The sequence below is a fragment of the Streptomyces sp. NBC_01233 genome (genome assembly GCF_035989305.1).
In the GTDB taxonomy this organism is placed as follows: domain Bacteria; phylum Actinomycetota; class Actinomycetes; order Streptomycetales; family Streptomycetaceae; genus Streptomyces.
Map to the genome: position 1 here is coordinate 8923274 of NZ_CP108514.1, position 26201 is coordinate 8949474.

Genomic DNA, 26201 nt, shown 5'->3' on the forward strand with positions numbered 1-26201 from the left:
GCGGGGCGGGGTCAGGGGCCGACGGTGATCTGCTGTGCCGGATCGGTGGTGTCGGCGACCCGGTAGACCGCGTTGAAGGTGGACGAGGTCGCGCTGGTGGGGCAGCCGAACCCGCCGGTGACCTTGACCGGTACGGACGCGTTGGTGAAGGTCAGGCTGGAGGGGGCGCCGTTGGACCAGGTGCCGCCGACGCTCGCCGGGGCCGTGGGGGCTGCGGTGACCGTACAGGAGGCGAGCCCGGTCGTCTTGACCACCAGGCCGCCGACCGGCAGACCCATGGTGGCGGTGATCGGGGAGCCGTCCTGCATCGACACGGTCCAGGCGCCGGAGGTCGTGACCGTGGGAGTCACGCCGGGCATGCTGGAGGTGCAGGAGCTGTACGTCGGCGCGGAGATCGGCGAGGACACCGGCCCGGCCGGGTTGCTGTTGCCGGGGGCGGCCGGCACCGTGCCGGTGGCGACGGAGACCGTGCACGTCACCGTCACGGAACCGGCTTTGAGCGTGGCCTTCCCGCTGAGGGCGGCCTGGAAGGCGTGTCCGGCCGGGGTGACGGTGGTCGACCCGGCCGCGGGTAAGGGAGCGGCGGTGACCGGGGCGGTGACCGCACCGAGCGCGAGGGCTCCGGCGGCGGCCGCCCCGAGGGCGAGCGCGGTGCGCGAACGGCTCATGGCTGTGCTCCTTGGGGATCGTGGTGCGAGGTGGGGGGAGGGGGCGCGGCGGTCGCCGCGGCGCCCACGGCGGACTCCGCGTTCCCGGTGCCTGACACGGACTCCGCCGCGGACTTCGGTTCCCCGGTGCGCGGGGCCGCGCGCGGGGCGGCGTACGGCTGCCACGCGAACATCAGGCCGCCGCCGAGAATGCCGAGCAGGGTGCCGATCAGGAAACCGCCCAGATTCGACAGGACCAGCGCGGCCGTGGCGATCAGGGTGGTGAGGACGCCCGCGAGCGTGCGCTGAGCGGGAGAGAACCAGGTGGTGAGGCCGAGCACGATCATCACGATGCCCATCAGGACGGACGGGATCCCCGCCACCCCCTGCTGGAGCATGATCTTCAGCGGCGCCAGCGGCAGGACGCAGATCCACGTCCCGGCAAGGATCGCGAGCAGCCCGCCCCAGAAGGGTCTGCTGCGCCGCCACCGTTGCCACCGCCGCCCACGGCTCAGAAGCATTCCTTCTTGCCCTTGCTGACGTTCATGCTGAGCCCGGAGAGCTTGAAGGTGCCGGCGTTGGTCGCCCACGCCGTCTGCTGCAGATCGGTGATGCGGACCGTGTCGGCCTGCTGGGCGAAGAGGTCCTGCATTCCCTGCGCGTCGGCCGGCCCCTTGTCGAGGGTGGAGGCGTCCCGCCCGATCTCGATGTTGCTGAAGACGGCGTCGCCGGCGAGCTGGGTCGCGTCGACGAACAGGTTGCTCGCCTCCACCGGGGCCTTGCGGCCGGCGGTGAGGTTGAGCGAGATGTCGCCTACCACCGGGAGCGTGGTGACCACGGACTGGCAGAGGTTGTGGAGCCTGGCCTCCCGGATGGCGGTGACGGCCACCGGGATCAGTTCCTCGCGGGCGTTGACGTCGACGCTGCCGTACTGGGCGAAGCCCTCGCCCTCCAGGCTGCTCGCCGAGACCTTGAACTGCTGGCCCGACACGGCGAAAGAGGCGGCCAGCACGCCCTGCGCGAGGGCGATGCCCAGGCCGGCGGTCACGGCGACGGCGGGGACGGTCAAGGCGGCGAACCGCCGCCAGCGAACGCGGCCGGAGCCACTGCGCTCGTCGGATGAGTCGGATAAATGGGGGGAACCGGTCATGAGATCGTCCCTTATTTCGGCTGTGCACCGTTGTTACCGACGAGTTGAATGTAAGAGTGCCAATGAAGGTTGGCAAGGTTGTGCGAGCGCACCCTTTGAGCCGACTCCTACTGCTCCGTACGCAGCAGTTCGGCGACCTCCGCGTCCACCCGCCGCGCCATCGCCCGGGCGAACTCCGTGGCCACGACCTCCCCGGCCACCGGCCGCAGCGCCGCCACCGCCGCGGTGATGTGCTGGAGCTGCGTGGCCGAAAGCCGCTCCAGCCCCTCCGCCCCCTCCGCACCGATCACATGCCGCCGGAACAGCCCGACGAACCGGTCCGCGACCGTCGCCGCCTGCGTCTGTACGAACTCCCCGACGTCCAGGATCTCCGCCAGCGGCACCCCCAGGCGCACCAGCGTCAGCGTCGCGTCCAGCAGCCGGCGGCTCGGGTGCGTGACCCGGTCCCCGTCGACCCTCACGTAGCCCAGCTCCGCCGCCCGCCGGGTGTCCGCCGCGGTCGCCGTCGGGCCGAACAGCTCCCGCAGCTCGGCCAGGCTCATCGTCACCGGCTCCTCCTGCACCCAGTCCCGGGTCATCTCCCGTTCCAGGCCCAGCAGTCGGGACAGGCCGCCGCCCTCTTCCCACGCCTGCAGCAGCTCCCCGATCCCGTTGACCGTGTAGCCGCGCCCCAGCAGGTCGCTGATCAGGCGCAGCCGGGTCAGGTGGTCGTCGGAGTACCAGGCGATCCGGCCCTCCCGGCGCGGCGGCGGCAGCAGTCCGCGCTCCTGGTAGTAGCGCAGGTTGCGCACCTTGACGCCGGCCGCCCGGGCCACGTCCTCCCGGCGGTAGCGCCCGCCACCGCTCCCGTCCTCCACCTGGCTGCTCACGGGCCAGAGTGTAGGAGCTACCGGCAGGTCACATGGGCCGCGGACGATCCTGCTTGACCGCCCGCAGGACCACGAACTTCGGCTCGCTCGCGACGACTTCGCTGTTGCCGAAGAGCCGGCGCAGGTGGGTGTGGTAGCCCATGTGCCGGTTCGCGACGATCCACAGCTCGCCGCCGGGCCGCAGCACCTTGCGCGACTGCGCGAACATGCGCAGCGCCGTGGCGTCCGTGGTGGCCTGGTGGGAGTGGAAGGGCGGATTGCTCAGCACCAGGTCCACGGACGCGGGCGGCAGCATGGCCACCCCGTCGCCGACGAGGAACTCCGCGGTCCGCCGCCCCTCGCGGACGTTCGCCCGGTACGTGGCCTGCGCCGAGGCGACCGCCTGGTACGACTCGTCGGTGAAGACGACCTCGGCGTCCGGGTCGTGGACCTGGACCGCCGTGCCGACGACGCCGTTGCCGCAGCCGAGGTCCACGACCCGGGCCCCGTCGGTGTTGGTCGGCAGGTTCTGCAGGAAGAAGCGGGTGCCGACGTCGAGCCGGTCGGCGCAGAAGATCCCGGCGTGGTTGACGACGGTCAGGCCGGAGCCCGACCCCGCGTCCTCGTCCACGGTGTACGTCAGCGGCCACGGCCCGGGAGTCGTGGGGCGGGTCGCCCCGGGAGTGCCCGGCGTGCAGAAGATCAGCCGGGCCTTCTTCTCGGCGAGCGAGGTCTTCGTGGGGCCGAGGATCTTCTCGAAGAGGCGCAGCGTGGAGGTGTGGATCTCCTTGACCATGCCGGCGCCGACCACGACGGTGCCCGCGTGCACGTGCGGGGCCAGCCGGTACAGCTGGTCCTCCAGCAGCGCCAGGCTCTTGGGCACGCGCACCAGCAGGACGTCGATCTTCCCGGGCGGCGGGTCCTGCGTGGTCAGCAGGGTCACCGTCGCCTTCGCCGTCCCGATCCCGTTGCGGTCCAGGTTGGCCGCGGTGGCGGAGCGGGTGAGGGCGGAGTCGGTGATCTGCGTCGGGCGGTACGCGGCGAGCGCCGTCGTCAGCGTCCCCCAGCGGTCCCCGAGCACCGTGATCTGGCCGGCGGAGGCCAGATCCACCGGCCCGCGCTCCCCGGTACCGGAGTCGAGGTGGCGCAGCAGGTACTCGTCGGCCGCGTCCCAGGCACGGAGCCGGTCGCGCGGGTCCTCGGGGAAGCGGGTGAGCTCGTAGGAGCCGAAGGGTGTGGTCAGGCGGTTCATATGGCCCCCAGGCTATCCGAGCCGACCGCCGGACCCCGCATGCACGGGGCGGAACACCCGAACGGCACCGTGCCCGACCGCCCCCGTTCGCGCGGCGAGGCTGCCGGACGCGCGGATGCCGGCGGCCCGCGGGGGCCCGCGTACGAGGGCGCACGCGGGCGGGACGTCCGCATGCGCCGGGTTCGGATCGCGCGATCCGCGGCCGGGCGTTCGGCGTTCGCACACGCAGAGCCCGGCCGCCCGTACGCGCGCGGCCGGGCGGCCCCGGCCGCATGTGCCGGTCCGGAGCAGCCTCATGCGCGGGTCGGGGCGTCCGCACGGACCGGGCCTGGCCGCCTCATGCGCGAGGCGGGCTGCGGCACATGCCCGTCCGGGCAGCCGCGCGCGGTCGGGCGTCCGCACACGCCGGTTCGGGCCGGGCCGGCGTGTGCGTGCGGGCGGCCGTTCGGAGGCGGCGCGCGGAGGCGGCGCGCGGCGCGGGCCCGGGACCGCCCGCTACTCCGGGAAGTCGCCCGCCATCGCCGCGGCCACCCGCAGGTACGGGCGGGCCTCGGCGGCCCGGCCCAGGCGCTCCAGCGTGCGACCGAGCATCAGCTGCGCATAGTCCTCCACCGGCCAGCGCTCCAGGATGGCGCGGAGCTCTTGCTCGGCGCGGGAGAGCTGGGCGGAGTGGTAGTAGGCGCGGGCCAGCAGCAGCCGGGGCGCCAGCTGCTCGGGCACCTCGCCCGCCAGCCCGTCCAGGATGCGGGCGGCCGTCGCGTACTCCTTCGCATCGAAGAAGAGCCGGGCGCGCGCCCAGCGCTCGGCTGCCGTTCCGTGCTCGAAGTACGTCGCCGGCGCGTTCATCGCGTCCCTTCCGCCGTTCAGGTGGTCCGTCCGGGGCCTCCAACACGCCCGGGCGGTGGAACATTCCACCCGCCGGAGCCACCGCCGCGGGGCTAGGTTGTCCGCATGAGCAATCTCGATCGCCAGCCCGCTCTCTCCGCCTGCGGCGGCCGCGGCTTCGTCGTGGCCGAGCCGGTGCGCGAGCTCCTCAGCCCGCGCACGGTCAAGCTCGGAGAGTCCACCGAGGTCCGCCGACTCCTGCCGAACCTGGGCCGCCGCATGGTGGGTGCCTGGTGCTTCGTGGACCACTACGGCCCGGACGACATCGCCGACGAGCCCGGCATGCAGGTCGCGCCCCATCCCCACTCGGGCCTGCAGACCGTGAGCTGGCTCCACGAGGGAGAGGTGCTCCACCGCGACAGCGAGGGCAGCCTCGAGACGATCCGCCCGCGCGAGCTGGGCCTGATGACCTCCGGCCGCGGCATCAGCCACTCCGAGGAGAGCCCGCGCCCGCACGCCCGCTTCCTCCACGGCGCCCAGCTGTGGGTGGCCCTGCCGGACGCCCACCGGAACGTGGAGCCGCACTTCCAGCACCACGCGGAACTCCCGCACGTCACGGCCCCGGGACTGACGGCGACGGTCATCCTGGGCACCCTGGACACGGCGACCTCGCCCGGCACGGCGTACACCCCGATCGTGGGCGCGGACCTGACCCTCACGGCGGGCACCGAGACCCGCCTCCCGCTCGACCCGGACTTCGAGTACGCGGTCCTGTCGATGTCGGGCGAAGCCCACGTCGACGGCGTCCCGCTCCTCCCGGGCTCGATGCTCTACCTGGGCTGCGGCCGCACGGAACTCCCCCTGCGCGCCTCGTCGGACGCGGGCCTGATGCTCCTGGGCGGCGAGCCGTTCGAGGAGGAGATCGTGATGTTCTGGAACTGGATTGGCCGCTCCCATGAGGATATCGCACAGGCCCGCGAGGAGTGGATGAATGGGACCAGATTCGGCGAGGTGAAGGGGTATGACGGCCCTCCGCTTCCGGCTCCTGACCTGCCACCGGCCCATCTCAAACCACGCGGCCGAGTGCGCTGACCTGCGGTATCTGAAGTGAGGCGGCCCCGCGGGGCGCGGGTCAGGCGCCTTCCGGTTACTGAAGCCTCGGCACTTCCGATCGCGCCCCGCGCTTGCCCTTCGATGGTGCGGGGCCTTCCCCCTCTGTGGGCGTCCGTGGGTGGGTGTGTGTCTACGAATGCTGACCCAATGCTGACTTTTCTGACGCTGCGTCAGGTGAGACTTCGTGCAGGTACAGACGTCGAAGCGGCTTCGTCGGCGATCTGCGCTTGTCTGGAAGTTGTTCCCGGCTACGTGCCGGTCGGGGTGCCCGCTGCGCTTCGCTAGGCTCGGACCGAGAGTCTGATCGCCCGGGTGCTACCGCTTGTAGGAAGCTGACAACCCCTGCAGCGGTCGTCGCAGCGGCGTCTTGCAGTCTCGGCGAGGTGAGCTTGGGGGGCAGGGCGATGAACTTGCCCTGCCCCCGTGGAGGCTTCTAGCGGAACTCGTCCGCTGGTACCGGGCCGGCACCAGCCCGATGCGCGAGAGCATCGAGCAGCAATACCGTCAGCGCGGGCACACCGCCGCCGAGCTGGCGGTCCTGCCCGACGGCCTGGTGGACTGGCAGATCAAGAAGGCGGTCACCACCTCGCGCACGGCCGCCGCCCAGCTCGTGGGAGTCCTCGGCGGGGTGCCCATGCCCTCTTGCTGGAGGCAGGAGCTGGTTCTTGGACGCCGCGGGGCAGGTCTATTCGCCAGCGTCCCGGCTACTCCATCCGTGCGAGGACAGCCTGCTTCACCAGCTGGTGAGGGTCGCCTGTCGAGAGCTCCCAGATTTTGCGGTTCGACGGTTCAAGCAGGGAGCACAGCAGCCATGCCGCGTGGTCGCATGCCGGCTTGCATGCCTGCCCCCAGTGCGGGGTGACCTTCTTGTTGTCAATCCCCTGGAAGCGTAGAGACCTTCCTTATGCGGCCAGGTCCTCCTGATGGTGGCTGGCGCGTGCTTCGCTGATGATCTGTTCGAACTCCACCGGCGGTAGCCCGCCGGCCGCGGAGTGTCTGCGGCGCATGTTGTAGAAGCCGGTGTCCAGGTGGCGATCTTCAGCCGGGCCTCGGTCCGGGTGGCGAACCGGTGCCGGTGGATGTACTCGACCTTGATCAGCGAGTTGAACGACTCCGCGGCGGCGTTGTCCAGCGCCGACCCGACCCGCCCCATGGACTGCACCACGCCCAGCCGGTCACACAGCTCGTTGTACGCCTGACTGGTGTATTCGCTGCCGCGGTCGGAGTGGAAGATCACGCCGTCCACATCGCCACCGCGCGTGGTGGCGGCCATCTTCAGCGACGCGGCGACCAGGGCAGCGTCGTGATGCGCACCCATCGCATAGCCGAGCAGTCGGCGCGAGAACAGGTCGATGACCGTGGCCAGGTACAACTTTCCCTCCCCGGTCTCGATTTCGGTCATATCGCCCACCCATAGGACGTTTGGGGAGACCGCGTCGAAGTGACGGTGCACCAGGTCAGGGGCCGCTTTGCGCTTGCCCTGCCGGGTCAGCGAGCGGCGCCTGCGGGGCGGTTTACGGCCCTGGAGCCCGAGCTCGGCCATGATCTCGGCGACCGTGTTCACCGAGACCTGCCAGCCCTCGGCCCACAGGTCCAGCGTGATCCTCGGTGACCCGTAGGTCTCGCCCGAGCGGCGGAAGAAGTACGTGATCCTCTCCTCCAGCATCGCCCGTCTGACCTCGCGTTTCGTCGGCTCGGCCGGGCGGCGTCGCCACTTGTAGAACCACGCCTCGGATACGCCGAGCGCGCGGCAGGAGACAGTGTGCGGGATGCCGTGCCCGGTCCTCTGGTCGCTGATCACCCCGACGAGAGCCGCCGGGTCCGCCACAGCTACTTCACCCACAGGACCATGCAGCGTTTGAGGACATCACGCTCCATGGCCAGTTCCTTGTTCTCTTTGGTCAGCTCGGTGCTGCGCCTGCGCAGTCGCTCCAGTTCCTCCTGGACGCTCTCGCCCCGCCCGCCAGCAGCCGCACCGTTCCGCCGGGCGCGGGAGACCCAGCTGGCCAACGTGGTCTCGTTGATCCCCAGCTCCCTCGCGACCTGCGCGAGCGGCTTGCCCGTCTCGGTCACGATTCGCACAGCCCCCTCACGGAACTCCGCGTCTAACTTCCGCCTCTTCTCCGCCATGACTCCCAACTTCCCCTGCAGTCACGGCCTCTACGCTACGAGGGGAAGGTCACTGGCCGTCGAGTAGGAAGCGCAGCGACGAAGGCTGTGCCCCCGCCGGGCGGCTGCCCTGGCGCCAGCGGGTGCGAGGGCAGCCGGCGGGCGGGGTGCACGCTGCGTTCCGCAGGTGAAGTGCTTGAGGGCCGCCTCTCTGGGTGATCCGCCGTTGCACCTAGGCTCGTGGGGCCGCGTGTGTGCGAGGCTGGTGGCAGCGTCCGCTCCTGCTCTTGCCCGCCTACGGTCGGTGGTCATAGCAGAGACATTCGGCCGCGTAGGAGCGGGCGGGTGCTCCGTATGGACTCACCCCAGCCCCGCACTTGCCCGGCACACGACCGGGAGTGCCACCATCGCCGTGGGCGCCGTTCCCGGGTCGGACTGCGGCCAGCGGGGTGCCGGGATGTACGGGAGCGATGCGGCCTCGTGGCCTGCCGTGGCGGGGGCCGGACGCGACACGTCGGGTCGTCGTCCTCCAAGGGGCACCGAACCTGCCGTTGCCCTGGATTGAGGGCGGACGGTTTGCCCAACGTCGCGTCGGGGTACGCAGTGTGATCGGCGGTGGGGATTCAGCTCGAAGGCCGTCCGCTTCACCTTGACGATCGCTCGCCTCCAGATGGACGGAGGCTCATGGATTCCGCCGGTGAGGCGTGGGCAGGGCCCCTTAGTGGCACATGCGACCTGCGCCTAGTTGTGCAACCGAGGAGAGGTGGAGCTCACTAACAACCTGCCAGGAACTGAGCGATGAATGCAAGACGGGAACGACAACTCTGCAAGCGCGCTGAACTCCGGAAGTCTGGTCGTTGCCGTGCTCGGCGATGTACTCGCGCAACACTCGGAGGGGCTGCTGCTGTCGGTTGGTGATCCCGTTGATCCGGCCGCCCCCAGGGCTACTCGCGGGCCCGGCAGCGCAGCTCCACGAGGTCGGCGTACGAGCTGCCAGGCATGGACCAGTACGGGTGGGCATGCAGGTTGCGCAGCTCGCAGACCAAGGTGCGCCGCAGAGGAGTGCTGCTGCCGCGGGGGTGCCGGGCGAGAGCCGTGTAGGCGTGGATCACCCGGGTCTGGGCAAGTACTAGATCAGCAGGAAATAAGTTTCGCGCCATGGCTTGATTAGGTCACCTATTCGAGTTTGTCCGCAGGCTGAGAAGCGCTCCGGCGTGCCAGCACAGTTCTATCAGCATAGGCAGCCGGCTCTCCAGCGGCAGTGACCATGGCCGTTCCGGGCTCCCTCGTCGGCACCTTCGCTACGCAGCATGGTGATCAGCTTGCGGAACGCCCGCGGGCTGCGGTCGGCCGAACAGACAGTCACTGTCCTGGACATCGGCGCTGAGTTTGCTTCTCTTCCTCGGCCCTGCAGATCACATCGCACGCTTCGGTCCGGCGCGAGTCCTCGCCGAGGCCACAGTCAAGCGGGGAATCGTGGACGCCCACGAATGCCGACAGGGGATGACGCCGCTGACGGCCAACCAGAACGGACTGCGCGCACCGCTGTCCACCTGCTTGTATCGGTTTATGTCGACCACGTCGACTGCCGCGAAGAGTGGCGCTTCTGACGAACGGGCATGCCTCGGTGTGTGACCTGCGGCCACGCAGTGGGCAAGCGGGCCGTTGCCCGACGGCCCGCCAGACGAAGTGCGGCGCTCGTCCTTCTGGGGCGCCCGAGGAGCGCAACTGCCGACTGGAGTGGTCGTGCAGGCCCGCCTCGCCCGGGATCCGCGACCGGCGGACCCGCCCGAGGGCGGTGGCCAGGGATCTCTTGCTCTCGGCCGTGACATGCGTGACAGACGGGTAAACCGAAAGGATTGACCAGCCGCCGTCTACTGAGGCGGGCAGTCGGCACTACCGGGGACACGAAGACCTCCGTGTGGTGAGTTCGTAGACAGCTCCCACCGCACAGAGGTCTTCGTCGTGTTCACGACTGATCGCGTGTCAACAATGCTCGTGATCAATAGACCTAGGGCGCATCAGCGCTCTTGGCCAGCAGTTCGATGATCTCATCGGAAGTGCCACACTCTCCGAGCATCGGGAAGATCCGCTCGATGCTGTTGCGATGCGCCTCCGGATCCATGTCCGCCATCGCGTCGGTGGCGAGCGTGACGTGGTAGCCGAGTTCGTGCGCGTTGCGCGCGGTGGACTCCACACCGATGCTCGTGGCAATGCCGGCAAGCACGACCTGGGTGATACCACGGCGGCGCAGTTGCAGGTCGAGATCGGTGCCGTAGAACGCACCCCAGTTGCGCTTCGTGACCAGGATGTCGCCGGAGTGACCGCGAAGGTCCTCGACGATCTCATCCCACCCGGTCGGCATGGGGCCCGTGTAGTTCGGTGTGTCCTTGCGGCCGGGCGTACCGTCCGCGTGGTCCTCGGCCCGGGTGACGCGGACCAGGACGACCGTGGCACCGTGGTCGCGGAATGCGCCCGCGAGTAAGGCCGTACGAGCCACGACATCGGGGCCACTGTGTGGTACACAGGGGGCACCGACCGTGGCATTCTGCAGGTCGATGAGTACGAGAGCAGTTCCCGCGTCGAGCGTGGTGACCGGCACGTTGCGCCCTTTCGGTTTGATGATCGCGTCACTGAACGTTGCGTCGCCCACTGTGGATTGAACGAGCCGGCGCACGTGGAACGGCCGACGGCTGTACAGCGATGGGATCCGGATCGGTGATGTCCAAGGTGATGCGCACGTTGTTCGTGACGGAGTTGGGGATGTTTCCGACTGCGGCCGACTGGCTCCTGACGAGTTGATCGACCAGTTCGCCACCGGATCCGCCCTGCCGGCCCTCACCTGGTGGCGCACGAAACTCTACCGCTTCCCCAAGGCTGAGCGAACTGAAATGAACGAAGATACAGTGCGCTCTCCTCGGTAGCGGATCGTTGCAGACGGTGTTGGTTCAGCCTGTTCGACGGCCCTTCAAATGACGGACAATCAGTTCTCTGACTTGAAGCAGGCCGCGAACGGTGACCTCGGCCGGCCGGGGGATGCGGCTGATCGTGCGCCAAGGAACGCCCTTGGACTGGCGCGCAGTTGATCTTGACCGACGCGCACGGAGTGCTGCTCACCACGTTTGTCCACGAACGGCACCGGCGTCCCGATCGCAGCATGCGAACTGGGTCGCACCAGTGGTCAAGGCGCCGAATACCGCATCCGTAATGTACGTGCTACCGGCCGAACCCCGCCGCAATGCGGCCGCGGCTGTTCTCCGAGGCTGCCCAGCTGGTTGCCGACGCCCGCATCCGGCACATGAGATGCGCACGCCGTTGGCGTAGGAACGCTGTGATCAGCGATGCCCTGGCGCGGATCGCAACTCTCCCCAACTCTGGTTGACCAGCGCGTTCTCCTCCTAGCAGCATCACATGACCGGAGCCGTTTAACCCGATGCCCATCCGACACGACAGCTGGGCCATCAGCCTTGCCGCCACGAGCCCGAACAACCGAAAACGGCCTGCCGGAGAAACGACGGGCCGCCATGAAAGATCGAGGTCAACTCGATCACCATGAGGCCCGCCACCCAAATAGACTGACACGGCATTGACGGTACTTCAGGTCAGAAACGGGAGAAATCTCTTGAGGATCAGCCACTTAACCACCGTCGCCATCGCGGTGACGGTTTCCGGATCTCTCATGGCCCCTGTCGCAGCAAGCGCACCCGCAGGGGCGGACAGCGGCCGCTCTGGACTCTCGGACACGAGCGCCTGTGCCTGGAAGATGTCCGTCCTGACGGTCCCATCCGGTTACAGCACTGCCGAGGCACGGGGACATGCGGGCACCGGCAAGGTGGTCGGCACCGCGTGGAAGGCCGACCACCGCGAAGGGGTCCTGTGGAGTGACGGGATACCCACCGTCTTGCCGCAGCCGCGGAGCACACCCGGCTCGAACTACCCCCGCGCGATCAACACTTCCGGAGTGATCGCCGGATACTGGGTCGGCAACGACGGCACGACCAGCGCATGGCGCTACCAGAACGGCCGGTACCAGTTCCTGCCCGGCATCGGCACCCAGACCTCGGTGCCCACCGCCATCAACGACAACGGTGACATTGCCGGATTCAGCCGGTACTTCATGGGAGGAGCCAAGACGTACGCGGTCATGTGGCGCACCGATCACCCCGACACCCTGGTCGACTTCGGAGAGGGATACAGCGAGGGCATCGACAACTCACGCCGGGTCGTCCTGTCCACCGGCGCGATGGTCGACGGCGAGGGGCGTGAAGTCATGCGTCTCCAGGGCGGACAGCCACTGGACTACCGGGGAGGCCGGATCGTGGGCTACGCCGGCTCCTCCAGCCCTTACACCATCGTTGAGTGGGGCCTGGACGGCAAGATCGTCCGGCAGCTACCCGGTGGTGTTCCATCCGAGGTGAATTCCTCCGGGATCATCGTCGGCACACGGACCGGAGGAAGTAAGAGTGTGTGGCGCGACGGCGGTACCGAAGACCTGACCGGCCCCGTCCCCACAGGCTTGAACATGCTGGGTATCACCGATGACGGCGCGGTGATCAGCGACTACCAGTCCGGTGGTGGGACACGTAGCGGGATCTGGCGCCGCTCCTGCTAGGCACTGCACGGCGGACGGTACGCGGGACCGGATCCTGCGTACCGTCTGGGTGAGCGACGATCCTGTTGGCGAACCGTCTGGAGCACGGTCGGCGTGGACTCGACCTTGCTCGTTCTGACCGGCGAAACCCGTAGGTGGGAGCGCCGCCGCATGTGGCCATGCCTTCTCCGCCGACGCCTTGGCACAGCTCGAAACTCTCCCGCTCCCCGGTGCGGCTCCTCAGCGCGCCCAGTCCGGGGTCCACACGTCATCGCGGGCTGTCGCCCGGTACCTGGCATGGAGGTATTCGAGGAAGTTGGCGAGGACGGGGTGGGGATTGCTCGTTCGCCAGATCACCGAGAGAGGGTAGACGGGGGTGGGGTTGACGACGGGGATCCGGCAGAGCTTGTAGCTTTCCGGCCAGAGGTACCGTGAGCCTTCGCCGACGAAGGTGGCGAGCTGGGTTGAATGGGCGATCTCGGTGAGGAGCGCTTCGACGCCGAAGCTCGGCCCTATCGTGTCGATGGTGAGTCCGAACGCGTTCGCGAGATCTTCGTAGTAGCCCATCGGCTCGGCATCAGCCATGCCGGGCATCCAGATGGGGTGACGGGTGAGCTCGGCCAGGGTCACGGACTTGGCGTTCGCCAACGGATGCCGTGGGCCGACCAGGAGTTCGTGACGGTCGTCGATGACACGCGATGACCGGAGTCCCTGAGGGACGGCGCCGCTGGAATCCCGTAGAGATCTGAACGTGGCGTCCAAGGTTCCGGAACTGATCTCGGCCAGCGCCGACGTGGCGTCGGCGTTGGCCAGGGTGACGACATCGAGCTCGATGTCGGGGTGCTGCTGGTAGAAGTCCCGAAGGATGGTGGAGGGCGCGATCCTGCGGCCGACGACATCGATCCGCAGTGGCCTGCGACCCGGGGCTACGGCTGCTGTGAAGCGCTCGGCGGCACGGAGCAGTTCACGGGCGCGGGGTAGCAGTGCCTGCCCGTCGACGGTGAGCTGGACACCTCTGGCGATTCGTGTGAAGAGCCGTACGCCGAGTTCCTTTTCCAGGCTCGCCACTCGTTTCGAGGCCCCCTGCTGGGTGATCCTCAGATCGTCGGCAGCGGCTTGGTACTGGCCGGTGTCGGCAACGGCGACGAAGGTACGAACGGCATTGAGATCCACAAAACAGAACCTACTCCCCCCATGGAGGACGCGAGAAACACCGCTCCCTCCTTTACCGGCGGCGTCCATCGACTGGCTCCGGTCGCCGTGGCCACAAGGCCTCGGTTGGCGGCCGATGTACGCGTGCGGCCGGGTGCTGGTGGACCTGGCCTGCGCGATGGCGCTGGGGGTGCTGTCGATCCGCTACATCGCGGTGCTGCAGCACGCGAGCGAGGTGGTGGGCGCCCAGGCGGAGGCCTCACCCCCCACGGTATGGCGGGTCCGGGGGAGAGGGCGGTGAGATGTAGTCGCGCGGGACCGCCCGCGCGCGGGGCGGGGTGCCGGTGCGTCGACAGGCGGGGTCTTGGCCGGAGAGGAGGCCGCAGGGGTTCCCGTGGATCGTGGGTGAGGGTGCGGCGCCGATGGTTTGGATGGGGATCGACTCCGATGCCACCCCGATGGCCCGCGCTTCGGAGAAGGAGGGCATCGGCCGGGACCTACGAGAAGGAGGGCGTTCCGCAGTCCAAGGGTTCGGTGGAAACTGGATTCACCGGCCCGACGGTCGACGCGCTGCCCTGCCCGGCGTAGCCCACCGGGCAGGGCAAAGCAGCAACGGGGGCACACGAACAACCGGCTGCTGTGGTGAAAGATCGAGGCAGGGGGTTCTCGGCTGCCCGCTACTCGCTACTCGCGCGCTCCGCGCAGCTCCGCCCGGGTCACCGAGGTGACGATCGGCAGATCGAATTCACCCTTCTCGGTATCCGGGTGGTCGTTCAAGTGCTGGCGAATCCGACCCAGCAGTTCGACGCGTTCCTGTTCCGGCAACGCCAGGACAGGAGACAGGGTTCCCATGCGCGCGACCAGTGATTCGGTGGTGCTGCGCTGGCCGTGCCGGAAATCGGCGTGCTCCAGGTCGGTGAACAGCGCGTGCGGCCGCACGCGGTCGAACGGCGACGTCGTGTTCTCCCAGCCGAAGATCTGAGCCAAGCCGGCGATCCAGTCAACGCGCGCATCATCGTCGTTCCACAGCGCGGCGACTACCCCGCCCGGTCGTAGCACCCTCGCGATCTCCGGAAAGGCCCGCTCCTGGTTGAACCAGTGGAAGGCGTTGCCGGCCAGGACCGCATCGACCGACGCGTCAGGCAGCGGGATGTCCTCCGCCGTTCCGGGAAAGGCCCCGACCTCGGGGTGACTGCGGAGCAACTCGGCCCGCATGCGCTCATCGGGTTCCACAGCGAACACTGTCGCCCCCAGGGCCAGTAGCCCCCTGGTCAACTGCCCGGTCCCCGCCCCCAGATCGAGGACCTTCAGCTGCTCCCGGTCCGCTACCGGAGCGAGCGCCCATCCGATGGCCTCTCCCGGGTAGTCCGGCCGATGCTCGGCGTACGCAGCCGCATTCGACCCGAACGACGTCCCCCGCTGCTGTCCCTCGCTCGAATTACTCATGAGCCATCCTATTCGCAATTTTACGCATTTTGCGTACCCGCTCGCCGATCCGCTCGACGCCACACCTTAAGTCCTACCGCACGAAAGGATCTGCGCAGAGTGAACTTTGGTACACCATTTCAGCCATGCGCGCACCGCCGAACTCGCTGACGGATCCCGGCATGTTGAGCGAGAGGTGAACCAGGGCGGCCCCGGGAGCCCACCACCCGTTGTGCGCACCTCGTTGCTGGTCCCTGCAGCTGCCGGCTCACGCGCCCCTAGAGGTCCAACGCCTGGTTGTAGTTCTTTGAAGATCGGTTGTTTGTACTCTCCTCCGCAGCCTTGCTTTGATGCGCGGAGACCCCATGGTGAGAGCCGCCATGGGAAGGGAAGGTCCACTACTCCATGGCAAGACGATCCCTGGGACGGCAGTTCACCTGGCTGTGGGCGGCCTATGCGGTGAGCGCCTACGGGTCCGGATTGGGCTTCGGCGCGTTCTCGCTGATCGCCGTGCTGGCACTGCACGCCAGTACCGCGGAGGTATCCGCGCTGTCCGCGGTGGCGCCGACCGTGGGCGCGCTGATCGCGCTGCCGCTCGCGCCTTGGGTGGAGTATCGGCGCAAACGGTCGGTCATGATCGCAATGGACCTGATCCGGTTCGGGGTCATGGCGAGTGTCCCGGTGTTCTACGTCCTCGGCTGGCTGAGCTTCATCCAGCTGCTCGTCACCTCAGCCGTCGTCGCCGCCACGAAGATCGCCTTTCACGCGGCCAGCGGCGCCTACCTCCAGACCCTCGTCCGCCCGGACGACCTGCTCGTCGCGAACGCGCGATTCGAATCCACGAACTGGAGCTCCATCGCGATCGGGCCCCCGCTGGGCGGCGCGGCGATCGGTCTCTTCGGACCTTTCATCACCATCATGCTGGACGCGTTCAGCTACTTGCTCTCCGCGCTCGGTATCACCGCGATCCGCGGTCGGGAAGAAACCCCGAGCAGATCCGGCGGGAAGCGGCTTCAGGCCGGTGACCTGCTGGACGGCTGGCGGCACATCATGGCCCATTCCGGTCTGCGGGCCCTCTTCCTCAACAACATGCTCGTCTCCGGGCTCGTCATGGCCACCGAGCCGCTGCTGGCCGTGCTCCTGCTGCGTGAGCTCGGCTTCCCCGCGTGGCAGTACGGCCTCGCCTTCGCCATCCCTTGCATCGGCGGGCTCATCGGATCCCGGATGGCGCCTCGTGCCGTGGCCCGTTACGGCCAGCAGCGTGTCCTGCGAGTGGTGGGTACCCTTCGGGTGATTTGGTTGATCGGCCTCGTATTCGTCCGCCCCGGAATCGTCGGACTCTTGACCGTGATCGCTGTCGAGCTGGCGATCATCATCGGTATGAGTCTCTACACGCCGGTAGTCGCCACCTATCGGCTCGAACACACCCCCAAGCACCGCGTCGCCCGTACTCTCTCGGCGTGGTTGATCGGCCAGCAAGCCGGGATCGCGATCTGCACCGCACTGGCAGGGCTGCTCGCCGAGGTCACCAGCCCACGTACCGCGCTCGCGGTCGCCGGACTCGCCATCCTCGCGAGCCCACTGCTGCTGCCGCGGGAACCGGGTGCTTCAACAGTGGCACCCGAGCAGGACAGCGAGTATGCCCGGAAGGCTGTGTGAGTCCGTGATGCGACAGGCCGGCCGAGGCTGTGCCGTGGCTCGACCGCCGAGAGCCACGACAGCGCAGCCGCATCTGCTCGGGCTGGCCGGCAACAGCCTGCGGACTGCGCTCGTGGGGTGAGGGAACTCGCGGCCCGCCACCGGGTGTTGGTGACGAGCCACGAGCGGGACCCTCGGCGGGATCCGGGAGGGTTCAGAACATGGTGTTGTTGTTGGCGGAGGTGGCTGGGATGTTCTGTATGACGTCCCAGTGCTCGATTATCTTCAGCTCCCCGTTCGCGTCCTTCTGTACGCGGAAGATGCCCATGATGGCCTGGCCCGTGTCCTCGGGGCGGAGACGGTAGCGGAAGTGCACGGCGACATAGTCCTTGTCAGCGACGACCCGCTTCAGGTCCGCGGTCACGTTCGGGAACTGCTGGAAGAACACGGCGAGATGCTCGCGCATGTCGGTCGTCCCGTTGGGAACGGCAGGGTTGTGCTGGTAGAGCTTCGGGTCGAGGTACCTGACGGCGTCGGGGTTCTTGTTGACGAGGAGGGTGTTGAAGTAATCGACTACGACCTTCTGGCTGAGGGGCGTCTGCCAGAAAGGTCCGCTCGGCTGGTTCGTGTCCGGGTTGCTGACCGTGCCGAACATGTCGTTGCCATTGGCCGTGGTCGGCGGTACGTCCTGGACGGTGTCCCAGTGCTCGGCGATCCTGCCCTTCTCGTCGAAACGGAAGATGTCCATCACGGCCACACCGCGGGTGCCGGGCTCGTAGATGGGGTTGGCGTGTACCAGGACCAGGTCGCCCTGGGCGAGCACCCGCTTGACGTTGTACTTGAGGTTCGGGTAGCGGGTGTGCAGGTCACGGACGTAGTTCTTGAACGCGTCGCGGCCGTCGGGGATGGTGGGGCTGTGCTGAATGTAGTCGGCACGGATGTGCTGGTCCGCGACCTTGACGTCAGCTCTCTCGAAGAGCTGGGTGAGGACGTGGACGGCGGTGGCCTTGTTGCGTTCCTGGGCGCCGAGGCTCGTCTGCTGGACGTCAACGGTGGTCAGACCACCGGCTAACGGCGCGGAGGCGGCGGAGGCGGGAGCGAAGCCGGCTACAGCGGTGACGCTCGCTGCGGCTAGCAGGACAGCGACGGCCTTCCGGCCTAGCAGAGTGGTGCTCAGCATGACGATGCTCTCCAAGCGTTGGAACGAAGAAGGGTTGGACCTGCCTCGCGGGATCAGGGGCGTCCGAGACGAGGCGGAAGCCGAGAGTGCTTTCCGCCTGCACCGCCGGGATTCAGCCGAAGTTCGGTGCGTAGCAGCGTAGTCGGCACGGTGGCCGGAATGGTTCGTTCAGGCGAAAGCTGTTGTTGGTACGTTGAGCCGGGCTCAAGTGAGACGGGGCGTCTCGCAATGAGTCGAAGCCGCGAAGTTTGATGGTCGGGGGGCGGCGAGGGGTCTCGGGCAGCGGGCGTGCAGATGACGGGCCCGGTCTTGTTGGGCAGCCCGCGGTGCGTCGTATGGTGCAGGGTGTGGACGACGGTCCGCCACCGGTTTGCCCTGGCGTCCCGCACGGCCCACCCGTGGGAGCAGATCCGGTGCGGGCAGAAAGTCATGCGGGCCCGCGAGGGCGGTGAGCGCAGCCACACAGACACCGCCTGGACGGTTCCTCGGTTCAGCAGAGGTCACGGCCCATGACGCTTTGTCTGAAACGGGCTTCTTCGAAGCGACAGTTTCGGGCATCCGGGCCCAGCGGTCCGATGCGTCGGAATGTCTCCATGGGGACGCTGCCGGCATGCCACCACGGGACTGCGTGGCGATCCGGGCAGGCCCGCCGGTCAGGATCGGTGACCCGGCGGTGATCGCCGGCGAATACAAGGGGAGTTCGGCCTCATGCCGAACGCCGAGGCGCGCAACGCAGCTTGGAAGAGCACCCATCCGGCTGGTGAGCCGGCTGAGCGAGACCTATCCCCGACTCGGTTGCACCGCACGCCTGGTATGCTGGGGAATTTTTGCCGCCGCCTGTAGACCTCGTACTCCGCGGACACAATGGCGTCTATCCCTGTGGGCCAAGCAGGGGTCAAGCCGGCCGACCGCCATCACGCCCACGACCACGGCCCGCGGAGGGTCGCGCAGATGCCTTTCGGGCAGAGTTGCCACACATCGCATGCACGAAGGTCCCATTCACGCCGCCTCCGGCACGTCGTAGGGTGTTTTTTTGTACGGAGAATTTCATGGGATGGGAATAGAGAGATCATCGATCCATGCGGGCGGGCGCGTTGGCTGTCGATTTTTGGTGTACACAGAACGATTACCAGTTTGCAGGGGAATTCGGCCCAAAAAGACGAGGCGAATTTCTTCCCGGCATCGAATTTTGATTCATCTATTTCTGCAGTGAATCCGTGGGTGACGGCGCGCAACGGGATGCCGTGGGGCATCAGCGATTCGGGAAGAGCGGGCTTGTCGGGGGGCAGAGATGTCAGGTAGGCAACCCCGGCCGCGCCGAGCTCGCTGTCGCTGGGGCCCGCCACCGACACCAACCGCCCCGGGTTCGGACGCGCCAGGCAAACGCCGGTGCCGTGCCGGCCGGGCGGTCAGGGCGATCGGAGTTCACTTGCGCGCCGACACGTCGCAGTCTGCACAGAACCTGCCTGGGTACCAGCGCGGTCTCCCAGACGAAGGCCGGTGCGGGCGGCTGTCCGGACGACAGTGTCGTCTCGCTCTACAACGCGCAGCGGAGACCCGTCTCGCTGCCACCCTCCAGGAGGTATCGCAGAATGACTGGCATCACCGTCAAGCCTGCCGCCGGGCGCATCGGCGCAGAGATCGAGGGCGTGGACATCTCCCGCCCGCTCGACTCGGACCAGATCCGCAGCATCCAGCAGGCGCTTGACGCATGGAAGGTCATAATCTTCCGGAACCAGCAGCTTGACCACGTGACGCAGACCGCGTTCGGCCGCCAGTTCGGTGAGCTGACCTTCGGGCACCCCCACCACGAGCCGCCTAAGGGCGCACCGGAGATCTACACGATTCAACACCGCCGCTTCGAGAAGCTTCTCGGCGGCGACGCCACACGGAATCAGCGTAGGTACGCCTATGCCGGCAACAACGGCTGGCACTCCGACCTCACCCCGTTCGTCAACCCGCCGGCCGGGGCGATCCTCCGTTCCGAGGTACTGCCGAACTACGGTGGCGATACTCAGTACACGAACCTTGTGGCCGCCTACGAAGGCCTCTCGGAGCCGTTCAAGGAGATCGTGGACACGCTGCGCGCGGAGCACCGATACGGCGCGAACTGGTCCGGGATGCCGCAGCCCAGCGTGGCCGGATTCCAGAAGCGCGCCGATGAGAACGCCCTCGTATCCCACCACCCGATCGTCCGGGTGCACCCGCGGACCGGGGAAAAGGCCCTGTTCGTGAACCCGATCTACACCGACCACATCGTCGGTATGTCGCCCATCGAGAGCCGTCTCATCCTGGGCTACCTCTTCGACGAGATCGCCAGGCCCGAGTACACGGTGCGGTTCCGCTGGGCCCCGGGAAGCGTCATCTTCTGGGACAACCGGGCCACCTGCCACATCCCTCCGCGCGACCTCGACCACCTCGACGTCGAGCGGGTACTGCACCGGGTCACACTGGTCGGAGAGGTGCCGGTAGGCCCGGACGGCCGCGAGTCGGAGGCGATCGAGGGTCCCCGCCTCGGGACGAAGCCGCCGTTCGCCACGACGTTCTTCGACAGGCGGGACCGAGAGGCCCAGGAACAGATGTCCTGAGCCAGCGCATCGCCGCTTGTACCGGGCGTTTCAGCATGATTTGAGCTGCGGGTCTCATGCTCTGCGACCTTGGTCGGCAGGTTGTCTGCCTGAGCGCTGATCTCGTTCCGGAGGGCCTGTGGGAGCGGGTGGCTTCGCTGTTGCCGCCTGCTCCCGGGCGCCGTTACCGCGAATTGCGCGGCGCCGGTCTGCCGGAACTGGATGACCAGGCCGTGGACGGCTCGCACGTCCCGGCGCAACAGGGGGCCGCACGGGCCGGCCCTCGCCATTGGCTCGCGCACGGCCCCGTGCACCATCCGGTCCTCGACGACGCCTCAGAACCTCGTACACCAGCGGAGGGCGAGGGCCCGGCAGAAAGCCCAGGCGCCTGTACGCGGACCGGGGCTGCGCTCGTTGAGCACACAAAGGTGCATCGTCACGTGCTACGCCTCCGGCTCCCAGGCCCCGAGCAGGTCGAACAGGCGTCGGTCGCCGTCGAGTTTCGGGAAGCCCACCCGAATGCGGGTGCGGATCTCTGACGGCCCGCGGCTTCTGCCACACCGCCACATCAGCGGTCCGCCGGCGCAGCGGTGAGGACCTCCCCGATCCGAGTGATCAGCCGGGGCGCCTGCTCAGTGAGATAGAAGTGGCCACCGGGGAACACCTCCATGGTGAACGCACCGCTCGTATGCTCCTGCCACGCTCGTACATCGTCCAGCTGTGCCTTGGGGTCGTTGTCACCCACGAGCGCCATCACCGGGCAGCTCACCTGGTGCACCCGCTCCGGGCGGTACAGCTCGGCGACCCGGTAGTCGCTGCGGATCGCGGGGAGCACCATGCGGAGCACCTCGTCATCGCCGAGGACACGGCTGTCCGTGCCGGCCAGTTGCTTGATCTCGAGGAGCAGGGCCTCGTCGCCCCGCAGGTGTACGTCGTCCTCCGGCCTGAAGCGGGACGGCGCCCTGCGCCCCGAAGCGAACAGCATCACCGGAAGGATCCCGGCCCGCTGTTCCAGCAGACCGGCCAGTTCGAACGCCAGTGACGCGCCCATGCTGTGTCCGAACAGGGCCAGTGGCCGGTCGGCCCACTCGTCGACGAGCAACGGCAGTAGACTGTCCGCCAGTTCGGCGATGCTGTCGGGGCAGGGTTCCAGACGCCGGTCCTGACGGCCCGGGTACTGCACGGCGAGCACCTCGATCCCCGGTGAGAGGGCCTGGGAGACCGGGAAGTAGAAGCTCGCCGAGCCTCCCGCGTGCGGCAGACAGAGCAGCCGCACCGCGCTGTCGTCGGCCGGGTGGTAACGGCGGATCCACAGATCCCTGTTCTCGCTGCGCGTGGTCACGTGGGCACTCCGGATCGAATGGGCTGGGTTGGGCTGACTGGACGGACTGGGCTGGACGTGCTCTCCCGCGCCTCCAAGGACACCAGGGCGCGGCTGTGGGCGCATCACCGGTTTTCGGTGATACGCCGTCCGCTACAGCGGGACGGTCACCGCAGCTGACCGTCCCGCTCCGAAGGACCTGTGAATCCCTGTGTCACCTGCTCCAGGTGACGGGCAGCGCCCGCAGTCCTTTGAGTACCATCCCGCTCGTGTAGGCGAGCTCACTGACCGGTACCTCCAGCCTCAGCCCCGGGAACTCGCGCAGGAGCGCGGTATAGGCCACCTCCAGCTCCAGCCGGGCGAGTTGAGCGCCCAGACAACGGTGCAGACCGTGACCGAACGCTACGTGGTCGCTGGCATTGGCCCGCCCGAGGTCGAACCGATCGGGCTCCGGGAAGGCCCTCGGGTCCAGGTTGGCGGCGCTGGGGCTGGCGAGGACAACGCTGTGAGCAGGAATGGTGACGCCGCCCAACTCGACCTCACACGTCGTCACCAGGTGCAGGCCCTCGTGCGGATCGGTGCTCGCGCTCAGCACCACGTACCGCAGTACCTCGTCAATGACGGACGGCACCAGCGAGGGGTCGGCACGCACCGCCGCGAACTGGTCCGGGTGGTCCAGCAGCGCGACCAGGCCCTTCCCCAGCATGTTCGCCGTCGTCTCGTGCCCGGCAACGAGCACGCCGAAGACGATCTGGACGACTTCCTCTTCGTTCAGCCGGCCCTGCACGTCGCGTGCGGTGGCCAGATCCCGCAACAGGCTGCCTTCCGGGCAACGGTCTGCGTCGGCAGCCAGCTCGGCGATGTACGCGACCAGAGCCCGCCGGGCTTCCATCGCCTGCTCCGGTGGGTAGGCGTTGGTCGATGTGATTTGTTCTGACCACGGGCGGAAGCGGTGCCGGTCCTCATAGGGCACGCCCAGGATCTCGCAGATCACCGCGACCGGCAGCGGAAAGCACAAGGCAGCGTTGAGGTCCGCCGGAGGCCCGGCGTCGTGCACCCCGGCGAGCAGTTCGCCAGTGATCTGCTCGACCCGAGGCCGCAGCGCACGGATTCGCCGGACGCTGAACGCGGATGCCGCGGCCTGGCGCAATCGTGTGTGCTCGGGCGGGTCGAGATCGTGCATCCCGGGCCGGGAGAAGACTGCCGCGCGGCCGGTTCCCGTGCCACGGCGGTGGGCCTCGGCCCTGCTGAACCGGGGGTCGGACAACACGGTCCGTACCTCCGCCATACCGCTGACCAGCCAGGCTTTTCCGCCGTCCTCGGTGCTGACCTCCCGCACGGGAGCCTCCCGCCAGAACTCGCGGACCGCGGTCGGCACGGAGTAGTCCTCTTCGCTTTCAGAACCTAGTGCTATCCGGCTGGATTCCGCCACCGCTTACTCCTCTCGGTCCACGTCGCTGGTCCTTCGAGGCAAGACGCAGGACTCCGGTTCACACATGGACATAATTTTCTTCGGATTCATGCGGGGATATTTCCGCACACAATGAAATCTTGCCTGTATCGCGATGGGTTTGCCAGTGGACAAAGGTTCAATTTACACGCTCGAATGCAATTTGATATGAGTGAATTAGGGAAGAATGTCGAGACAGACGCGAGGAAAAGATGGACAGGCGGGAACGAGTCAAACTGTACGACAAGATGGCGGAAGAGTACGATCGATCCAGGCCGAGTTACCCCGATGATGTGATCGACGAGATCCTGGGAGATTCCGCGGACGCACTGTCGGTGCTCGACGTGGGGTCCGGGACCGGCATCGCCTCGCGACAGATGAAGAAGCGCGGCGCCCACGTACTGGGACTCGATATGAGCATCGGGATGAGCGCCGTTGCCGAACGGCACGGAATTTCAACCGAAGTCGCTCCATTTGAAACATGGGACCCGGCCGGGCGGAAGTTCGATCGAGTCACCTGCGCGCAGGCATGGCACTGGATGGATCCATTCAGCAGCGCGGTGAAAGCCGCATCCATGATCCGGCCGGGTGGCCGGCTCTGCCTGTTCTGGAGTGCAGGTTTCCACTCTGATGAGCTCGCGGACGCCCTGGGGGCCGCCTATCAGAGAGCTCTCCCCCCAGGCTCTCCCAAAATGACCATCGGTTACGCCGTGAACCGGTCCAGTGACCTGCCAGTCGATTTCAGCGTGGTGACCGGATCTCCGCGCGCGTTCCAGCACATGGCGGAGGAGCCGACCAAGGCGTTTCCGTGGAGCGCGACCTACACACGGGATCAATGGCTGGACGAACTCCACACGCACACCGACCACGTGGCGTTGCCGGCTGATGTGCGGCAGAACCTGTTCGACGAGATCGGCAGCACCATCGACCGTTTCGGCGGCACGTTCCGCATGACGTTCGCCACTTATCTGATATCCGCCACGCTGCCTCGATAGCCGACCGGTTTCCGGTGGCCATGTCGTCGTCGCACCCGAGGAGCTCGCGCGGATTCGGTGCCCCCGCCTCAGGACGATACGTTCCTAGACAGCTCGTATCGTCGCAGGCAGGGGCACCGTCTGTGCATTCCGGTGACACCCGGCCACCGTGCGCCGAGGTCTCGTGAATCTCCGGGGCCGGACCAGGCCCCAGGCCCTACGAGTTGATCACTGGGCGTGGGCCGGGACCGCTTTCTGATGATCGTTGGGGATCGCGAGCGTCATCAAGGCGGCGAAGACGGAAACAGCGGCAGTGGCGATCAGTGCCGAACGGTAGCCGGTGGCGAGCATGGCCTGAGGGGTTCCGGTGGCGGTCTGGCTGACCACCGCGGCATAGCTCACGAAGATGGCGGTACCGAAGGCGCTGCCGATCTGACGCGTCGTCGTGGCAACTCCCGAATAGAGACCAGCGCTCTCCTTGGGGGCGCCGGCGGTGGACGTGATCGTCAAGCACGGAAGGGTGAGTCCCATCCCCAGGCACACCAATTCCAGCGGGAAGAAGATCGCGCTGAAGTAATCGCCGTGAACAGGCACGCGGGCAATCCATACAACGCCGGCGGCGTACACCAGAAGCCCGACTATGAGCAGTGTTCGTGCACCGATCCGTTTCACCAATCGTGCGGTCAGGAAGGCCACAACGAAAGTGGTGAGGCCACCGGGAAGTTCGGCCAATCCCGCATCCTGCGGGTTGTAGCCCAATACCTTCTGTATGTAGAGAAGGACGAGGATGACCTGAGCGCTCATCGAGATGGTGGCCACGAGCGACACCAGATTCGCCATCGAAACCGACCGAGATCGAAAGATTCCCAGCGGCACGATCGGCTGTTTCGAGCGTGACTCAATCAGTGCGAAAGCGACCAGGAGAAGGATCGAGAGGGCGAAGGGAACGATCGTGTAGGCGGACCCCCACGAGTGCTTCCTGAGGCCGATGGTGGCGTACACAGCGGCGGTCACCGCACTCACGACGCAGAGCGCTCCCGGCAGGTCCAGGGATGGAACCCTGGGGCGCGCCGTCGTCCGGCGGGTCAACGTCCGAGTGCCGAAAACCAACAGCAGGCAGCCGATCGGCAAGCAGAAGAACAGCGTGGAACGCCAGCCCCAATGCTGGGTGAGCACACCGCCGCCCACCGCGCCGGTGACGCCGCCGATGATGCTGGCCGCGCCCCAGATCGAGATCGCGCGGTTTCGCGGGTTCCTGTCGGGATAGGCGGCGATGATCAAGCTCAGCGAGGACGGCAGGAGAATCGCGGCACTGACCCCGTGAGACGCTCGCGCCGCCACCAGCTGCCACTCGTTCTGCGCGAATCCGCCCAGCACACTGCCGAACGTGAATACCCACAGACCCGCCAGGAACACCTCTCGTCGGCCGAACAGATCGCTGAGGCGGCCGCTGAGCAGCAGGAACCCGGCGATCCCGAGGTTGTAGGAATTGACAATCCACAGGAGTCCGCTGACATTCAGACTAAGGCTGCGCTGAATGGTCGGAAGTGCAATGCTTACGACAGCATTGTCAAATTGAACCATGAAGTGCGCAACGCAGGATATTACCGCGACATACCACAGCGGGCCCCGGACCACGCTTTCCCCGACATTGGAGCCTGGTCTATCACCCGTTAGCTCCAGATTTTTTGACATTGCACCGATCCCTTCCGGATGCTGGCGGCTCTTCTTCTTTCCGCACCCCGGCCGCTAGCCGGCTCTCTCTCCACTCCCACGATCATGGGCAGCGCAGATCCCCCTGACACGTGTCGATGTCCGGCTCAATGCGCACTTGGTTCTACGAGATATTCCACGCAGATGTCAATTGAACCTTGGTACGAGAATCCCCTGATCCATTGCGGTCCGGGTGTCAAGGGTTGCTTTGAATATTGGAGTCGAAAGTGGAGAAAATGCAGGGCA

Annotated in this window: 23 protein-coding genes; 7 read left to right on the forward strand and 16 right to left on the reverse strand. The window is 67.3% G+C overall.

Annotated features, from left to right (window positions below):
* Window positions 1-11 precede the first annotated feature (11 nt).
* The 6 genes from OG332_RS41555 to OG332_RS41580 form a co-directional block, all read right to left on the reverse strand.
* Window positions 12-668 carry a hypothetical protein gene (locus OG332_RS41555; protein WP_327418299.1) on the reverse strand — a complete coding sequence of 219 codons (657 nt, stop codon included), beginning with the start codon at window positions 666-668 and terminating at the stop codon, window positions 12-14.
* A complete protein-coding gene (locus tag OG332_RS41560) occupies window positions 665-1168 on the reverse strand; it encodes a DUF6114 domain-containing protein (protein ID WP_327418300.1) in 504 nt (167 codons plus the stop codon). The genes OG332_RS41555 and OG332_RS41560 overlap by 4 nt, the downstream gene beginning before the upstream one ends.
* Window positions 1159-1797 carry a DUF6230 family protein gene (locus OG332_RS41565; protein ID WP_327418301.1) on the reverse strand — a complete coding sequence of 213 codons (639 nt, stop codon included), beginning with the start codon at window positions 1795-1797 and terminating at the stop codon, window positions 1159-1161. The genes OG332_RS41560 and OG332_RS41565 overlap by 10 nt, the downstream gene beginning before the upstream one ends.
* 107 nt (window positions 1798-1904) lie before the next feature.
* Window positions 1905-2666, reverse strand: coding sequence for a MerR family transcriptional regulator (locus tag OG332_RS41570; protein ID WP_327418302.1), 762 nt, complete (start codon window positions 2664-2666; stop codon window positions 1905-1907).
* A gap of 28 nt (window positions 2667-2694) precedes the next feature.
* A complete protein-coding gene (locus tag OG332_RS41575) occupies window positions 2695-3888 on the reverse strand; it encodes a methyltransferase (RefSeq protein ID WP_327419531.1) in 1194 nt (397 codons plus the stop codon).
* 504 nt (window positions 3889-4392) lie between these two features.
* Window positions 4393-4743, reverse strand: a complete 351-nt coding sequence (locus OG332_RS41580) for a tetratricopeptide repeat protein (protein ID WP_327418303.1) — start codon at window positions 4741-4743, stop codon at window positions 4393-4395.
* Between the two features lie 105 nt (window positions 4744-4848).
* Between OG332_RS41580 and OG332_RS41585 the strand changes: the two genes are divergently transcribed.
* Window positions 4849-5814 (forward strand): pirin family protein, encoded by a 966-nt coding sequence (locus OG332_RS41585; protein ID WP_327418304.1) that lies wholly within the window; start codon window positions 4849-4851, stop codon window positions 5812-5814.
* Window positions 5815-6568: 754 nt separating this feature from the next.
* Here OG332_RS41585 and OG332_RS41590 read toward each other — a convergent pair.
* The 3 genes from OG332_RS41590 to OG332_RS41600 form a co-directional block, all read right to left on the reverse strand.
* Window positions 6569-7636 (reverse strand): IS3 family transposase, encoded by a 1068-nt coding sequence (locus OG332_RS41590; RefSeq protein WP_327418305.1) that lies wholly within the window; start codon window positions 7634-7636, stop codon window positions 6569-6571.
* Window positions 7637-7665: 29 nt separating this feature from the next.
* Window positions 7666-7965, reverse strand: a complete 300-nt coding sequence (locus OG332_RS41595) for a transposase (RefSeq protein ID WP_327418306.1) — start codon at window positions 7963-7965, stop codon at window positions 7666-7668.
* Between the two features lie 923 nt (window positions 7966-8888).
* Window positions 8889-9104 (reverse strand): hypothetical protein, encoded by a 216-nt coding sequence (locus OG332_RS41600; RefSeq protein ID WP_327418307.1) that lies wholly within the window; start codon window positions 9102-9104, stop codon window positions 8889-8891.
* Window positions 9105-9333: 229 nt separating this feature from the next.
* Between OG332_RS41600 and OG332_RS48020 the strand changes: the two genes are divergently transcribed.
* On the forward strand, window positions 9334-9579 hold the full coding sequence (locus tag OG332_RS48020; RefSeq protein ID WP_442816296.1) for a DUF6221 family protein: 246 nt from the start codon (window positions 9334-9336) through the stop codon (window positions 9577-9579).
* A 376-nt stretch (window positions 9580-9955) separates the two neighbouring features.
* Here OG332_RS48020 and OG332_RS41605 read toward each other — a convergent pair whose 3' ends face one another.
* Complete coding sequence (locus tag OG332_RS41605; RefSeq protein ID WP_327419532.1) at window positions 9956-10546, reverse strand: isochorismatase family protein; 591 nt, start codon at window positions 10544-10546, stop codon at window positions 9956-9958.
* 1161 nt (window positions 10547-11707) lie between these two features.
* Here OG332_RS41605 and OG332_RS41610 point away from each other — a divergent pair.
* Window positions 11708-12556, forward strand: coding sequence for a hypothetical protein (locus OG332_RS41610; RefSeq protein ID WP_327418308.1), 849 nt, complete (start codon window positions 11708-11710; stop codon window positions 12554-12556).
* 219 nt (window positions 12557-12775) lie between these two features.
* Here the strand turns inward: OG332_RS41610 and OG332_RS41615 are convergent, their stop codons facing one another.
* Window positions 12776-13777, reverse strand: a complete 1002-nt coding sequence (locus OG332_RS41615) for a LysR family transcriptional regulator (protein ID WP_327418309.1) — start codon at window positions 13775-13777, stop codon at window positions 12776-12778.
* A 46-nt stretch (window positions 13778-13823) separates the two neighbouring features.
* Here OG332_RS41615 and OG332_RS41620 point away from each other — a divergent pair, with 46 nt between their 5' ends.
* Entirely contained in the window at window positions 13824-13988 is a 165-nt protein-coding gene (locus OG332_RS41620) for a hypothetical protein (protein WP_327418310.1), read from the forward strand.
* Window positions 13989-14371: 383 nt separating this feature from the next.
* Here the strand turns inward: OG332_RS41620 and OG332_RS41625 are convergent, their stop codons facing one another.
* Window positions 14372-15133, reverse strand: coding sequence for a class I SAM-dependent methyltransferase (locus tag OG332_RS41625; RefSeq protein ID WP_327418311.1), 762 nt, complete (start codon window positions 15131-15133; stop codon window positions 14372-14374).
* A 384-nt stretch (window positions 15134-15517) separates the two neighbouring features.
* On the opposite strand from OG332_RS41625, the gene OG332_RS41630 reads away from it, so the two are divergent.
* Window positions 15518-16771: an MFS transporter gene (locus OG332_RS41630; RefSeq protein WP_327418312.1), complete on the forward strand. Its 1254-nt coding sequence runs from the start codon at window positions 15518-15520 to the stop codon at window positions 16769-16771.
* Between the two features lie 193 nt (window positions 16772-16964).
* Here OG332_RS41630 and OG332_RS41635 read toward each other — a convergent pair whose 3' ends face one another.
* Window positions 16965-17930, reverse strand: coding sequence for a nuclear transport factor 2 family protein (locus OG332_RS41635; protein ID WP_327418313.1), 966 nt, complete (start codon window positions 17928-17930; stop codon window positions 16965-16967).
* 1592 nt (window positions 17931-19522) lie between these two features.
* Between OG332_RS41635 and OG332_RS41640 the strand changes: the two genes are divergently transcribed.
* Window positions 19523-20518: a TauD/TfdA dioxygenase family protein gene (locus OG332_RS41640; protein ID WP_327418314.1), complete on the forward strand. Its 996-nt coding sequence runs from the start codon at window positions 19523-19525 to the stop codon at window positions 20516-20518.
* Between the two features lie 547 nt (window positions 20519-21065).
* On the opposite strand, the gene OG332_RS41645 is transcribed toward OG332_RS41640, so the two are convergent.
* Together OG332_RS41645 and OG332_RS41650 are read right to left on the reverse strand one after the other, a co-directional pair.
* Window positions 21066-21839: a thioesterase II family protein gene (locus OG332_RS41645; protein WP_327418315.1), complete on the reverse strand. Its 774-nt coding sequence runs from the start codon at window positions 21837-21839 to the stop codon at window positions 21066-21068.
* Between the two features lie 193 nt (window positions 21840-22032).
* The gene (locus OG332_RS41650) at window positions 22033-23250 is read right to left on the reverse strand and encodes a cytochrome P450 (protein WP_327418316.1); all 1218 of its coding nucleotides are present in this window, start codon (window positions 23248-23250) and stop codon (window positions 22033-22035) included.
* A gap of 266 nt (window positions 23251-23516) precedes the next feature.
* Here OG332_RS41650 and OG332_RS41655 point away from each other — a divergent pair, with 266 nt between their 5' ends.
* Window positions 23517-24263, forward strand: coding sequence for a class I SAM-dependent methyltransferase (locus OG332_RS41655; RefSeq protein ID WP_327418317.1), 747 nt, complete (start codon window positions 23517-23519; stop codon window positions 24261-24263).
* Window positions 24264-24470: 207 nt separating this feature from the next.
* On the opposite strand, the gene OG332_RS41660 is transcribed toward OG332_RS41655, so the two are convergent.
* The gene (locus OG332_RS41660) at window positions 24471-25937 is read right to left on the reverse strand and encodes an MFS transporter (protein ID WP_327418318.1); all 1467 of its coding nucleotides are present in this window, start codon (window positions 25935-25937) and stop codon (window positions 24471-24473) included.
* Window positions 25938-26201: the final 264 nt, after the last annotated feature.